The organism is Ruoffia sp. FAM 26254, assembly GCF_045528545.1.
Classification (GTDB): Bacteria; Bacillota; Bacilli; order Lactobacillales; family Aerococcaceae; genus Ruoffia; species Ruoffia halotolerans.
Genome location: NZ_JBGQQY010000020.1, coordinates 1 through 13,260 on the forward strand (window position 1 = coordinate 1; position 13,260 = coordinate 13,260).

14 protein-coding genes are annotated in these 13,260 nt (G+C 34.0%); 8 read left to right on the forward strand and 6 right to left on the reverse strand.

The window, feature by feature from the left end; all coding sequences use genetic code 11:
* The coding region (locus ACEN3Z_RS06400; protein WP_407090192.1) for a transposase at positions 1–379 on the reverse strand (379 nt) is incomplete at its 3' end.
* A 124-nt stretch (positions 380–503) separates the two neighbouring features.
* On the opposite strand from ACEN3Z_RS06400, the gene ACEN3Z_RS06405 reads away from it, so the two are divergent.
* The 5 genes from ACEN3Z_RS06405 to ACEN3Z_RS06425 all read left to right on the forward strand — a co-directional run bounded on the left by ACEN3Z_RS06405 (position 504) and on the right by ACEN3Z_RS06425 (position 5,769).
* The gene (locus ACEN3Z_RS06405; RefSeq protein ID WP_197105317.1) at positions 504–1,058 is read left to right on the forward strand and encodes an ECF-type riboflavin transporter substrate-binding protein; all 555 of its coding nucleotides are present in this window, start codon (positions 504–506) and stop codon (positions 1,056–1,058) included.
* 5 nt (positions 1,059–1,063) lie between these two features.
* Positions 1,064–2,791 carry an ABC transporter ATP-binding protein gene (locus ACEN3Z_RS06410; protein ID WP_407090193.1) on the forward strand — a complete coding sequence of 576 codons (1,728 nt, stop codon included), beginning with the start codon at positions 1,064–1,066 and terminating at the stop codon, positions 2,789–2,791.
* Positions 2,791–3,621, forward strand: coding sequence for an energy-coupling factor transporter transmembrane component T family protein (locus ACEN3Z_RS06415; RefSeq protein ID WP_407090194.1), 831 nt, complete (start codon positions 2,791–2,793; stop codon positions 3,619–3,621). Before ACEN3Z_RS06410 ends, ACEN3Z_RS06415 begins: the two co-directional genes overlap by 1 nt.
* Positions 3,622–3,787: 166 nt before the next feature.
* Positions 3,788–4,189 (forward strand): universal stress protein, encoded by a 402-nt coding sequence (locus tag ACEN3Z_RS06420; RefSeq protein WP_407090195.1) that lies wholly within the window; start codon positions 3,788–3,790, stop codon positions 4,187–4,189.
* A gap of 122 nt (positions 4,190–4,311) precedes the next feature.
* A complete protein-coding gene (locus tag ACEN3Z_RS06425; protein ID WP_407090196.1) occupies positions 4,312–5,769 on the forward strand; it encodes a DEAD/DEAH box helicase in 1,458 nt (485 codons plus the stop codon).
* Between the two features lie 58 nt (positions 5,770–5,827).
* On the opposite strand, the gene ACEN3Z_RS06430 is transcribed toward ACEN3Z_RS06425, so the two are convergent.
* Positions 5,828–6,760: a helix-turn-helix transcriptional regulator gene (locus ACEN3Z_RS06430; protein WP_407090197.1), complete on the reverse strand. Its 933-nt coding sequence runs from the start codon at positions 6,758–6,760 to the stop codon at positions 5,828–5,830.
* A gap of 98 nt (positions 6,761–6,858) precedes the next feature.
* Here ACEN3Z_RS06430 and ACEN3Z_RS06435 point away from each other — a divergent pair, with 98 nt between their 5' ends.
* A complete protein-coding gene (locus tag ACEN3Z_RS06435) occupies positions 6,859–7,506 on the forward strand; it encodes an FMN-dependent NADH-azoreductase (protein ID WP_407090198.1) in 648 nt (215 codons plus the stop codon).
* 108 nt (positions 7,507–7,614) lie between these two features.
* Here the strand turns inward: ACEN3Z_RS06435 and ACEN3Z_RS06440 are convergent, their stop codons facing one another.
* Positions 7,615–9,066, reverse strand: coding sequence for a TrkH family potassium uptake protein (locus ACEN3Z_RS06440; RefSeq protein ID WP_407090199.1), 1,452 nt, complete (start codon positions 9,064–9,066; stop codon positions 7,615–7,617).
* Positions 9,067–9,076: 10 nt separating this feature from the next.
* On the reverse strand, positions 9,077–10,429 hold the full coding sequence (trkA, locus tag ACEN3Z_RS06445; protein ID WP_407090200.1) for a Trk system potassium transporter TrkA: 1,353 nt from the start codon (positions 10,427–10,429) through the stop codon (positions 9,077–9,079).
* A 749-nt stretch (positions 10,430–11,178) separates the two neighbouring features.
* On the opposite strand from trkA, the gene ACEN3Z_RS06450 reads away from it, so the two are divergent.
* Both ACEN3Z_RS06450 and ACEN3Z_RS06455 read left to right on the forward strand, forming a co-directional pair.
* Positions 11,179–11,358, forward strand: a complete 180-nt coding sequence (locus tag ACEN3Z_RS06450; protein ID WP_407090201.1) for a hypothetical protein — start codon at positions 11,179–11,181, stop codon at positions 11,356–11,358.
* Between the two features lie 35 nt (positions 11,359–11,393).
* Positions 11,394–12,020 carry a cytochrome b5 domain-containing protein gene (locus tag ACEN3Z_RS06455; protein ID WP_407090202.1) on the forward strand — a complete coding sequence of 209 codons (627 nt, stop codon included), beginning with the start codon at positions 11,394–11,396 and terminating at the stop codon, positions 12,018–12,020.
* Between the two features lie 52 nt (positions 12,021–12,072).
* Here the strand turns inward: ACEN3Z_RS06455 and ACEN3Z_RS06460 are convergent, their stop codons facing one another.
* Positions 12,073–12,693: a carbonic anhydrase gene (locus ACEN3Z_RS06460; protein WP_407090203.1), complete on the reverse strand. Its 621-nt coding sequence runs from the start codon at positions 12,691–12,693 to the stop codon at positions 12,073–12,075.
* A 75-nt stretch (positions 12,694–12,768) separates the two neighbouring features.
* Positions 12,769–13,260 (reverse strand): shikimate kinase, encoded by a 492-nt coding sequence (locus ACEN3Z_RS06465; protein WP_407090204.1) that lies wholly within the window; start codon positions 13,258–13,260, stop codon positions 12,769–12,771.

The window sequence follows — 13,260 nt, forward strand, 5'->3', positions numbered from 1 at the left end:
TTCCTTTCATGGGTAAGGTTTTTTCATCGAACACCTTTTCCTTGAAACGCCGATAAAGCGTCCGCATGGAACAGTCAATGGGTTTTTCTTTACGCCCGATAATGACATCGGGTGTCCAGCCCTGTGAGACTTTTTCTTTAATGTAGACTTGTTGGTCTTCAGGAAGGACACACTTACATCTACCACACCGTTGTTTGTTTTTCTTATATTGTTGGTAATACTCAATGGCGGTATGGCCCTCTTTTAAGAAGTTGATGACGTTATAAATAGGTGTTCTAGAACGTTTTAAACGACTGGCAATGGTCGAGACCGGAATATGTTGGTGGTAATATGATTCTATCATCACCAGTTCATCCGTGGTAAGATGGGTGTAGGTCATTTGTGGTCACTCCTTTGTATTCTTTGGTCGGAATTACAAGTTGAGTGTACCACAAATGGCTGTTTTAGTTGTCTAGCTTAATTTTACAATCGGCGAATTAAAAAAGTAAAAGGAGAATAGAATTATGAATAATAATAATAATTCATCTATAATTAAACTCGTTGCTGTAGGTATTGGTGCAGCTGTCTTCTTCATTCTAGGACGTTTCCTTTCAATTCCTACGGGAGTTCCAAACACAAGTATTGAAACGACGTATCCATTTTTAGCTTTAATGTCTGTCATTTATGGACCCGTTGCTGGTTTATTAATCGGTTTAATTGGACATGCAATTAAAGATTTACTTACATATGGTTTATGGTGGAGTTGGGTACTTTCTTCTGGTGTCACTGGCTTTGGTTATGGATTAATTGCAAAACGCTTAAACATTCAATCAGGCGAATTTACTAAAAAAGATATGATTACATTTAATATCGGACAAGTCGTTACAAATGTTCTAGCATGGGGGATTATTGCACCGCTTCTAGATATTCTAATTTATTCAGAACCTGCTAATAAAGTGTTTGTCCAAGGATTTGTTTCAGCTGTTATGAATTCAATTGCCGTCGGAGTATTAGGAACGTTACTGATTACAGCCTATACAAAAACCCGAACTAAAAGTGGAAGCTTAACGAAAGAGTAATTTATATGGACCTTCAAGAAAAAAGAACGCCGATAATCAAATTTGATAAAGTTAGTTTTCAATATGATAGTCAGGCAGAAAAAAATCTCATCGATATTAACTTCGATGTTTACGCCGGCGAAACAATATTAATTGTTGGACCGAGTGGATCAGGGAAATCGACTATTGCTCGTTGTATTAATGGGCAAATACCAAATACATATCCAGGTCAACTTGACGGGTTTGTTTCAGTCAATGGAAAAGAAGTACAAACGAGCTCTATTTTTGACTTATCCTTAGAAGTAGGAACGGTTTTACAAGATACAGATGGACAATTTGTTGGCCTAACAGTTGCTGAAGATATTGCCTTCGCATTAGAAAACGATGGTGTGGAGCAAGAAAAGATGCAAACCATTGTCGAGAATTGGAGTGAAACTCTAGAAATTGATGACTTACTTCAAAGCATGCCGAATAAACTTTCTGGTGGCCAGAAGCAGCGTGTTTCAATTAGTGGCATTCTAGTTAATAATGCGCCTATCTTATTATTTGATGAGCCATTAGCAAACTTAGATCCGGCATCAGGTGCGGATACAATGCGTTTAATCAACCAATTAAGCAAAAAGCACAACTATACAACAATAATAGTAGAACATCGTTTAGAAGAGGCTCTTTTAGCAGATATTGATCGTATCTTGGTCATTGATGAAGGTAAACTAGTGTTTGATTCATCACCAACGGAACTATTAAAAAGCACGGTCTTACAAGAAGTTGGTGTTAGAGAACCGCTTTATTTAACAGCGATGAAGTACGCTGGGATTGATATTAATAAATATAATCATGTGAACACTTTCAGCCAAATAAATCTATTATCTGAAGATATCAAGCTTCTTGAAGAGTGGGCGAGTCAAGTGACACACGAAGAAGATTTTAATGAAAAAGATACTATATTGAGAGTCGACCACTTTAATTTCTCGTATAATTCAGAAACTAATGTCCAAACCTTGTCTGATATTAAATTCTCAGTAAATGAAGGCGAAATGATCAGTATTGTCGGGACTAATGGTGCCGGTAAATCAACATTAGCAAAAGCAATTAGTGGTTTTGTGAAGCCAAGTTCTGGGAAAATCATCGTAAATAACGAAGAGATTCGCGATTTATCCATTAAAGAAATTGCGGATACGGTTGGTTTTATTATGCAAAATCCAAACAATATGATTTCAAAAACTATGATTTACGATGAAGTTGCTTTAGGTTTAATTAATCGCGGATGGAAAGAAAGTGACATTGAAGAAAAAGTGTTTGATACTTTAAAAATTTGTGGCTTATATCCATACCGTAATTGGCCAATCTCGGCTTTAAGTTATGGGCAGAAGAGAAGGGTGACAATTGCGAGTATCCTTGTTTTAGATCCTAAAATTCTTATCTTAGATGAACCAACAGCAGGACAGGATTACGCGCATTATACTGATATGATGCAATTTCTTAACCAACTCAATCTTGAAAGAGACATGACTATTCTAATGATTACGCATGATATGCATTTAATGCAAGAGTATACAGATCGAACATTGGTGTTTGATACAGGTAAATTATTAGCCGATACGAATCCATCAGAGTTGTTTTCTAATACTCATTTATTAAAAGCCGCCCATCTTACTGAGACAAGTCTATACCAATTAGGTAAACTTTTACCTTCGATGACTTCAGAAGATTTTATTGGACGCTTTATGCGTTATGAGAGGGGGATGCGCTGATGAGTCAAGAGAATTTATTTGGTTACATCCCTAATAAGACAATCATACATAATCTAAGTGGCTCCACAAAGTTGATTAGTTTTATCTTATTATCCTTAATTGTAATGACTAGCTTTGACACTCGATTTTTAGTGGCAATGACAATCTTTAGTTTAATTTTGTTCTATATCGCACGTATTCCATGGAGAAATATTAAAGTATTAATCTATTTTGTTTTAGTATTTTCTATCTTAAATTTACTTACAATATATATCTTTGAACCAGAGTATGGCGTACAATTGTATAACTCGCGAACAGTGCTATTTGATGGCATCGGACGGTATACAATTACGGCAGAACAATTATTTTATGAGTTTAATGTCGCAATTAAGTACTTTACGACCATTCCCTTAGCTTTAATATTTATATTCACAACAGATCCGAGTGAATTTGCTTCAAGTTTAAATCGAATTGGTGTATCGTACCGAATTAGTTACGCTGTATCATTGGCATTACGTTATATTCCAGATATTCAAGACAGTTTTTTTGAGATTAGACAAGCTCAACAAGCACGCGGTCTGGAGATGAGTCGGAAAACGTCACTAATGAAACGAATAACGCGATCTGCACAGATTATTATGCCTTTAATCTTTAGTAGCTTAAATCGAATTGAAATTATAAGCCAAGCAATGGAGTTACGTCGCTTTGGGAAAAATAAATCAAGAACATGGTATAGATATAGACCTTTTACTAAAAAAGATGTTATCGCCTTGGCTTTGATCGTTATAATTACCGTCATTGGAATTTTATTATTCTTTGTTAATGGTGGAAGATTTTATAATCCCTTTTAATAAACACATATACGAATACATCTGCGAACAGGCAGGTGTATTCTTTTTTGTTGTATATTGATTATATTCATTTTACTATCTTTAATTCTTGCTTATTCTGATGTATGTTTTATAATGAATATAGATAGGTTGGTTACGCTTACAATACAGAGAGGTGTTGATACTAATGTCAAAAATATATGAAAATATACTTTTGCCAGTTGACGGGTCACAACAGTCGATCGATTCATTCAAACAAGGCGTCCGTTTAGCAAGACAATGGGATAGTAATGTGTATTTAGTTCGAGTAGTTAAAGAAGATGATGGTCAAGATATTCCTAAGGAACAACGTGAATCGCTTTTAAACTCATTAAAAGAGTTTGCCAGAAATGAAAGGGTTTCTTTAGAAGCAGAATTAATTTATGGAGATCCCCGTACCCAAATTGCTGAAGTATTAGTAGACCGTTGGTCCATTGATTTAATTGTATTAGGAGCGACAGGTAAAGGTCGTGTAGCAAAGATGCTTATTGGGTCAATTACAGATTATGTTGTTCGAAATGCCCAATGTGATGTCTTAATTAGTCGTTAAACAATTTATGGAACTGCTCTATATCATTTAGAGCAGTTTTTATGTGATTTATTATAATTTATCATACAATTTATCAGACAATCTGATATACTGATGCGACGTAGTAAAGAAAGTAGGAAAATATGAAAAAAATCACATTTGAATCAATGGGCATCAGCTCGGAAATTACTAAAGCACTAGATAGCCTCCGATATTACCAACCAACACCGGTACAACAAGAAATTATTCCACTCGCATTAAATAATGAGGACATTCTCACTGAATCGCAAACAGGAAGTGGTAAGACGGCGGCTTACGGCATTCCACTTTGTGAGCAAGTTATTTGGGAAGAGAATAAACCACAAGCTTTAATCTTAGTACCAACACGTGAATTAGCGATGCAAATTAAAGAAGATATTATGAATATCGGTCGTTTTAAACGAATTAAAGTGACGGCTGTCTTTGGTAAATCTTCATTCAAAACTCAAAAATCCGAATTAAAACAAAAAAGTCATATTGTAGTGGGTACACCCGGTCGTATCTTAGAGCATCTTCAAGAAGGTACTTTGAATGTAGATGAAATTAAGAGTTTAATTCTTGATGAAGCGGATGAAATGCTGAATATGGGCTTTATACAACAAGTTGAAGACATTATTGATTATCTACCTAAAGAACGTCAAACGATGTTATTTTCAGCGACAATGCCGTCTGAAATCGAACGACTCGCATTCTTTTATATGAAAAAAGACCATAAGACAATAAAAATGGAAAAATCAGAAGAAAATACACCTGACATTTCACAATCTTATATTCGAGTTCAAGATTTACCTAAAGAAAAGTTATTGTTGGATCTATTAACAATTGAAAATCCTGATACGTGTATCATTTTTTGTAACACACGCGAGGTGGTTGATGAAGTCGATAGCTATTTAGCAAAAGCTGGGATTCCTATTGATAAATTACATGGCGGAATGGATCAGGATGACCGCTCAGACGTCATGCAGGAATTTAGAATTGGTAAATTACGTTATTTGGTTGCAACCGATGTTGCATCTCGCGGCATCGATGTTGATAACGTGACGCATGTTATCAATTATAATGTGCCTTTTGAGAATGAAAGTTTCACGCACAGAACTGGTAGAACAGGTCGTGCAGGGAAAACAGGGGTTGCCTTAACTTTAATTAGCGATAATGAGATGAAGCGTTGGCAAGAAGTAAGTGAGTATGCTAAAGAAGCTGGTATGCAATTTACGGAGATAAACGCACCGAGCAATCGCCAAGTAATGAGTCGTAAGACAGCTTTTGAGAAAAAAATTAACTCTAGACCTGTGTTGAAAACAGCTCGTAATAAAGAACTGAATAAAGATATTACGAGAGTCTACTTCAATGGCGGTAAAAAGAAAAAACTCAGAGCCATCGACTTTGTTGGAACATTAACGAATATTAAAGGTGTCGAAGCCGAGGACATTGGAATTATTACCATTCAAGAAAATGTTACATATGTTGAAATACTGAATAATATGGGACCTTATGTCATCTCTGAAATGCAAAACCGCACAGTTAAAGGTAAAAAATTAAAAGTACATAAAGCGAGAAAATAAATATATAACAAACAATCCAATATCCAGAATATTGGGTTTACTTGTCTTTAAAGGTCGGCTAATACAAATCAAGAATATCTTTTACTAATTCAAAGTACTTTTCTTTTAATAGAGGAGGGGACTCAATCACGATATTTTTACCGAATTTTATCATATATTCAGCCATATAAGTAATTTCCTCAGGATTAAAATACCCTACGATATAATGCTTGTCACCTTCAGTAATTAGATGCATGTTAGGGTAACGGCTCTTCTTAAATGTCTCTACACCGCGTTTATTAATCAAACATCTAAATGGTATTGTATTTAATTTTCCATCTGTATCTTTTTGTAATGTTTTTAATTCATTCAAACTTAAAGTCTCTTCAAAATCTATCATGGTCTTTAAGTTTAATATGGCATCTGTTCGAAGCGTACGCCAAGCTTTCTTATTAAAATCATAGGCACTAAAAAACCAAATACCTTGACGGTAAAACAATTCACTTACTTGAATAACAATCTTTTCAAAATCGAATTGTTTATACTCAACTTCAATTGCCGTTTCGTTAATAATGGAGTTTAGTACGGAAGTTAAAAATTTCGATTGATTCAAAGGTTTAATACTATAGTAGTTCATAACTGAGAGAATTCTATCTAATTTATCTAACTGTTTATTATTTAAAGTTGTTTTAAGCTTGTTTTGCAGTAACACATATGAAGAATCAAAAGGATTATCAGTCAGCGACTCTAGTGCTTTTAAAGCATAAAATAACGTATGGATTTCATTCTCTGTGAATTGAATAGGTATCATCAGTTCTTGATCGAGTATATAGTAGCCACCATTTTGGCCTTGAGTCGAATAGATAGCTAAGCCTAGATTCTCTAAACTTTCAATATCCCTAATAGCTGTACGTCTAGATATATTAAATTCTTCCATCAAATCCTTTAAGTTAAAAAATTGTTTATTCTTTAAATAAATCAGCTCATTAGGTAATCTTTCTGATTTTTTCATCTTTCCCTCCCAAAGGTGTCATTAGTTGGCACCTTTAAATGGTAAACTAAATATATCAAAAATGAAAGAAAATTATTTAACTTTGAAAGGTGATTAGATTGAACAAAACACTATTGATTAACTCACATCCAAATTGGACTAATGAGAATACATACTCGTCTAAATTACAAAAGAAATTTTTAGCACTTTACAAGGAACGATTTGGCGATGAAAATTTAACAGTAATAAATATATATGATACTGACATTCCAAAGATTAAGAAAAACAGCTTAATTGACGTATGGAATAAGCAACAAAACAATGAAATTTTAACTGAATCTGAAAAAGAAGTCAGTTTGCAAAGCAGCTCATTGTTAGATGAGTTTAAAGATCATAAACGCATTGTTATTGTGTTGCCACTCCATAACTTTAATATTCCTTCTAAACTAAAAGATTATTTGGATAATATACTGATTGCTAGAGAAACCTTTAAATATACAGAATCAGGATCTGTAGGTTTGATGAGTGATGATCGAAATCTACTTATAATTCAATCGAGTGGTAGTATCTATACAAATAATGATAGATACTCGCCATTGGAATTTAGTTACTATTATCTAAAAGAAATGTTTGAAAATATTATGGGATTCAATGAAACATATATTGCACGTGCACAAGGGACTACAATACAACCCATCGATGAGCAACAAATACTGAGCGATGCTGTTAATGATTTAGAAGATGTGTTTCCTAAGTTTTATAAATGATTTATAACACTGCCGCATAAAAATGAAAGTAACAAAAAACATAGTGAGACTCTTTCGAAATTTAGAGCACTCACTATGTTTTTTATAATGCTAAAATTTTATTGTTGATTAATAGCGTTTCAGCCATGTATTCGGTGCAAACAAAATTATCATTGGAAATATTTCTAAACGTCCCATGATCATAATGAATGATAGGAATATTTTGATAAATGGACTAAAATGAGCAAAATTTTGAGAGGGTCCCACAATGCCTAGACCAGGTCCAATGTTATTAAGGGTTGCTGCCACAGTACTAAAAGAGGATAGTAGGTTTGGTGTTTCTAAACTAATGACAAGCACCGCCACAATAAAAATAATAATATAGACCACCAAGTAGCTCAAGACTGTATTGGCTAATTTAGAGTCAATACGTCTACCTTCATAATCGATGGCAACGACACGATTAGGTCGTATTGTTTGTTTTATTTCTGCCCAACCTATTTTAACTAAAAGCAAAATACGTGAGACCTTCAAACCACCTGCTGTTGAGCCAGCCATTCCTCCAACAAACATCAAAAGAATGAGTATTAACTGAGAGAATAAAGGCCAATGATCAAAGAGGGCAGTTGAATAACCCGTAGTCGATATAATGGAAGCAACCGTAAAGAAACTATCACGAAATGCATTGCTAACACCATAAGATGTTGAGATTAAATTTATTGAGATTAAAAGCACAGCAATCGCAATAATTGCTAGAAACCAACGAAGTTCTTCACTTTTTAGAATTCGTTTCGCCTGATGAATATAGACTAGATAGAACAAATTGAAATTAATACTGAATATTATCATGCCGATACTTAATATCATCTCAACTGTAAAGCTATCATAAGGAGCAATACTTCCATTCAACACTCCGAAACCACCCGTTCCTGCTGTCCCAAAAGCCAATAATATCGACTCGAAAAATGGTAAACCGGCAAGATACAAACAAACTAGTGTAATCATCATGAAGGTAAAATAAATGAAATATAATATTCGAGCCGTTGAAGACAATCTTGAAACCAGTTTACCAAAGGTTGGTCCAGTCATTTCAGCCTTCATGATATGTACAGAGGAAGACTCGGCTTTTGGCAATATGGCTAATGCGAACACTAAGACTCCCATTCCACCTACAAAGTGGCTGAAACTACGCCAAAACAACATTGAATGCGATAAAGCCTCCACATCAAGTAAAATACTGGCACCAGTTGTTGTAAAGCCACTCGCCATTTCAAAAAAGGCATCAACAAAAGATGGAATCTGTTTACTAATAACAAACGGAATCGCACTAAAAAAAGAAATTAAAATCCAAGATAGAGAAACTATCGTAAAGCCTTCGCTCGCATAAAAAGTACGTCGATGCAATTTTGTTCGAGATAGGGCAAAACCAATAACAAGAGTCACTAGAGAAGTACCAAGAAAACTTGCTATATTTACCCAGCTTTCTTGGTAGATTACACTGACGATCAAAGGTAATAACATCAGGCCAGCCAGAATCATTAAGATATTTCCGAGTGTATAGCGGATAAATTGTGTATTCATTAGGGCCTCCTTACCTTAAGATATCATCAATGTCGTTAAACGCTTTATGTTTGGTCACGATTAGGACATGATCATCAGCTAAAATAACATCCTCGCCCGTAGGATAAATCAGTTGAGAACCCCGTATTATGTAGGCAATTAATAAATTGTCTTTTGTATTTAAATCTCTTAGCTTGATATTCACAACACGACTACTTTCTTTAACAAGAAATTGCAAGGTCTCAACTTGATTATCAGCAATTCGAATCAAAGCCTCTACATTAGATGCTGTTGCATTTCTTAATGAGCGAACGTAACGTAAAATCTTGTTTGTTATTAATCGTTTAGGTGTAACAATGGCTTGTAAGTCTGAATCACCTAATATTTTTAATAAGTCAGTTCGACTTACTTTTGTCATAACTTTTTTAATACCTAAAGATAGGGCGTACATTGAGTTGATAATGTTTTCCTCGTCGATACCCGCCAAACTTAAAACTGCGTCAAAGCTTTCAATACGTTCTTCTAATAACAATTCTTGCTCCATACCATCACCTTTAATTACTACTACTTGTGGGAAGCGGTGACTAAGATCTAAAGCTTTTTCTTCATTTAATTCGATGACTTTTATATCGATATCCATTTTACTTAACAGATGAAGCGTGTAATAGGTCACACGGCCACCGCCGATAATTAAAACCGACTTAGTTTTCTCTTCACGGTAACCAGCTTTGAAATAAAAGTTTGCTAAATCTTCTCGAGATCCCGTAACATAAACACGATCCCCAACTCTTAAGACTGATTGCCCACTGGGAATAATAGTTTGTTTATCATGGGTTAGGGCGCAAATTAATACTTCACCATATTCATTTCTAAACTGATTTAAAGACTGATCGACCAGTGGACTGCCGGCTTTAATTTCTAGTTCAACTAAATTGACTCGACCTTTACCGAATTGTTCAATACTGAGTGAATGCGGAAATTCGATACTTTTGGTAATATAACGAGCTGCCACCATTTCTGGATTGATAACCAAGTCGATACCTAGGCTATCACGTACGAATTCAATATGATTCGTATACTTAGGATTTCTTACCCGGGCAATAGTATATTTGGCACCCAGTTGCTTAGCTATAATAGAACTTATAATATTTGTTTCATCTTCAGGAGTCACAGCTATAAACATATCGCACTGTTCAACGCCAGCTTCGACTAAGTTATCATAATCCGCTCCATCACCGACTAAGCCTGTAATATCATTTTTATTAATAATACGATTCAATCTTTCAGAATTAGCTTCGATGAGGACGACATTATTATTCTCCAATGCTAGTTCTTGGCAAAGAATTTCACCAACTTTACCTCCACCTATAATGACAATATCCATTTGACGATTCACCTTCGTTTTCATTTATTTTTAAAATTTAAATTAGTTGAATATTAGCACTTTGACCTGATCATTAATAAACATGCAATAAAAAGCGTATAATTGCAAGGTTTATAAGGATAAATTCTAGAACTAATAAGACAGTCATTTTAAACTATCTAAAGCAATATTACAATAGTTTCATCAACTTATAAAGAAAATACAAGAGGCAATATCACAAATCATTATTTAGATAAAAGAAGGCGGTTACACGATTATGAAATCTTATCATGGATGTAAAAGTTGATCCAAGTTCAATAAACTATTTTTGCGATGAAATATAAAATGTTTCTACAAGAATTGTGCTTATTTAAAACACTAAACAAATGTAGTGACGTATAGGTCGAAAATTTCAGGATCAAAGAAATATTTATATATTTTCTATCATTAGCTAATGTAAAATAAAGGCTCTGATTATTATTACGCATAAGACTAAGCATAATAATCTAAATTAACCTTAGAATCGACATATATATTTATGACAATGGGAAAGAGAGGGATGAACTATTAAATAGCAAAAATATTGGATAAGTTAATTTTTATTATTGAGTTTACATAATATATATTATCGAACTTATTTAACGAAGATTTCTATAGTACTAAATCTATTGGTTAATATCGTGGCATATGAATTGTATTATAACTCCAGTTATTTTATCATTACTATAATCACTTCGTTACTTTTATATTTTATAAAGGAGAAATTTGATATGAAGAGATCATTAAAAAAATTATTAACTGTTTCATTAGCCGCTAGCGTGTTATTTGGCGCAGACATACGTATGGTTATAGCTGAAAACACCTCTGAAGCCAGTTCAGAACAAGTTGAAAACTCTGAATCTGAAACAGATACACAAATGGATGGTTTACCATTAGTAAAGCTGATTTAAGTGAAGCCAATGGTCAAGATGGAAATCCAGCTTATGTGGCAGTATTTGGATATGTATATGACGTTACTGATATTGCTGAATGGGAAAATGGTAAACATAATGGTGCTCAAGGCGGTACCGATGCTTCGAGTTTTTTCATTGAATCACCTCATGCTATCGACACTTTAGAGGGATTAGATCAAGTTGGAGTTTATAATGACTGGGAAGTTTCTGATGATCTATTAGCTGAATTTAATAATGAAAATGAAGAATTACCTAATTTAGTTGCTGTCCGTGGTATTGTTTATGATGTTACTGATGAAGAAGCTTGGCCAAATGGTGAACATAACGGTATCAGCGCTGGAACTGACGCAACTGACAACTTTGAAAACGATTCACCGCATGAAGATGACCTGTTAAGTACTTTAAAAATTGTTGGAAAACATGTGGATTATGTCTTTTCTGAGGATGAATTAGCTAATTTTGATGGTAAAGATGGAAATCCAGCCTATATTGCTGTAAATGGTACGGTATACGATGTTACAAACTTTGGTGCATGGGCAGATGGTGAGCATCAAGATATGGTAACTGCTGGTACTGATGCAACCGATCTTTTTGAATCTGAATCCCCTCATGATTCAGAATTTTTAGATGCCTTACCACTAGCTGGTCGTTTTGAATAATATTAAGCCAAAGAAACCCCAGTCCGATTAAATTCAGACTGGGATTTTTTGTTTATAATTCTATAAAATCGTTTTCCTCATCATTGAATATTGATATCACTCCGTCACCAATACTATAATGCCAACCATTTAGCGTTAACTGATTTTTTTCAACCCGATCTCTGATATTCTCATAAGTCATTAGATTGCTTAATTGTTGAATTACATTTAACTTTTCAAGTCGATTAGCCTTAACTGTCATATCTTCATCTGGTAACTCTTTAGATACTTGTTGACGTAAGCTTTCTAATTGTGAGATCCAAATACTAGTATATGGCAACTCCTCAATATTTTCAGGAGGATTAATACTTGCTGCACACCCACCACAATTTGAATGACCACATATAATAATATTTTTTACATTTAAAACTTCGACCGCATATTCTATAGCAGATGTAGTGGAAGCATATTTCACGCTCTGCCCTGCTGGTGGGACAATATTAGCAATATTTCTAATATGAAAAATCTCACCTGGATATGCTTGCAACAAGCGTTCTGGACTCACTCTAGAGTCAGAACAGCCTACAAATAATGTATGGGGTGTCTGAATTTCACTGAGTGATTCATATAAATCCTTATTTTCTTTGTAATCTTGTTCTTTAAATTGTTTCAGTGCTTTATATAAGTTTTTCAATTAACAAAACATCCTATCTTATTAGAATAATATTAAGTTTACTCATCTTAAATTAGAGATGCAAATTTTATTTATTTATATCATAGCAATGATTCTATCAGAAACTTCTTGTGTGTTTAGTGTATCGGTATCAATCGTGTAAGTAGCACAAGTTTCATAATAAATTAAACGCTTCATATATAAAGCTTTTAGTTCCTCTGTTGTTCGCTTCTTAGCAATTGGTCTAAAATTCATTTTGTCATTATTTATCCGGTGGTGTAATGTTTCAAAATTTGCTTTTAAATAAATTACATTTGATGTCTCTTTTAGTATCGCCCTGTTTGCATAGTTTTCAATACAACCGCCTCCTGTAGATATGACTCCAGGAATTGAATAGTATTTTAATAAAAATTGATGCTCAAGTTGTCTGAATTGTGTTTCACCATACTTATCAAAATAGTCAGATAAAGGCATTTGTATCTTTTTGATAATTTCTTTATCTAAATCATAACATGGTATATTCAATGATTTGCTTAATGTTTGGGCAACAGTTGTCTTCCCTGCTCCCATAAAGCCAATTAGAATCAT

What these genes read in the sequence shown, in the direction of transcription:
- trkA (WP_407090200.1), bottom strand. Translation starts at nt 10,429, where the DNA reads ATGGATATTGTCATTATAGGTGGAGGTAAAGTTGGTGAAATTCTTTGC.
- ACEN3Z_RS06440 (WP_407090199.1), bottom strand. Translation starts at nt 9,066, where the DNA reads ATGAATACACAATTTATCCGCTATACACTCGGAAATATCTTAATGATT.
- ACEN3Z_RS06450 (WP_407090201.1), top strand. Translation starts at nt 11,179, where the DNA reads ATGAAGAGATCATTAAAAAAATTATTAACTGTTTCATTAGCCGCTAGC.
- ACEN3Z_RS06465 (WP_407090204.1), bottom strand. Translation starts at nt 13,260, where the DNA reads ATGATTCTAATTGGCTTTATGGGAGCAGGGAAGACAACTGTTGCCCAA.
- ACEN3Z_RS06410 (WP_407090193.1), top strand. Translation starts at nt 1,064, where the DNA reads ATGGACCTTCAAGAAAAAAGAACGCCGATAATCAAATTTGATAAAGTT.
- ACEN3Z_RS06415 (WP_407090194.1), top strand. Translation starts at nt 2,791, where the DNA reads ATGAGTCAAGAGAATTTATTTGGTTACATCCCTAATAAGACAATCATA.
- ACEN3Z_RS06405 (WP_197105317.1), top strand. Translation starts at nt 504, where the DNA reads ATGAATAATAATAATAATTCATCTATAATTAAACTCGTTGCTGTAGGT.
- ACEN3Z_RS06430 (WP_407090197.1), bottom strand. Translation starts at nt 6,760, where the DNA reads ATGAAAAAATCAGAAAGATTACCTAATGAGCTGATTTATTTAAAGAAT.
- ACEN3Z_RS06425 (WP_407090196.1), top strand. Translation starts at nt 4,312, where the DNA reads ATGAAAAAAATCACATTTGAATCAATGGGCATCAGCTCGGAAATTACT.
- ACEN3Z_RS06420 (WP_407090195.1), top strand. Translation starts at nt 3,788, where the DNA reads ATGTCAAAAATATATGAAAATATACTTTTGCCAGTTGACGGGTCACAA.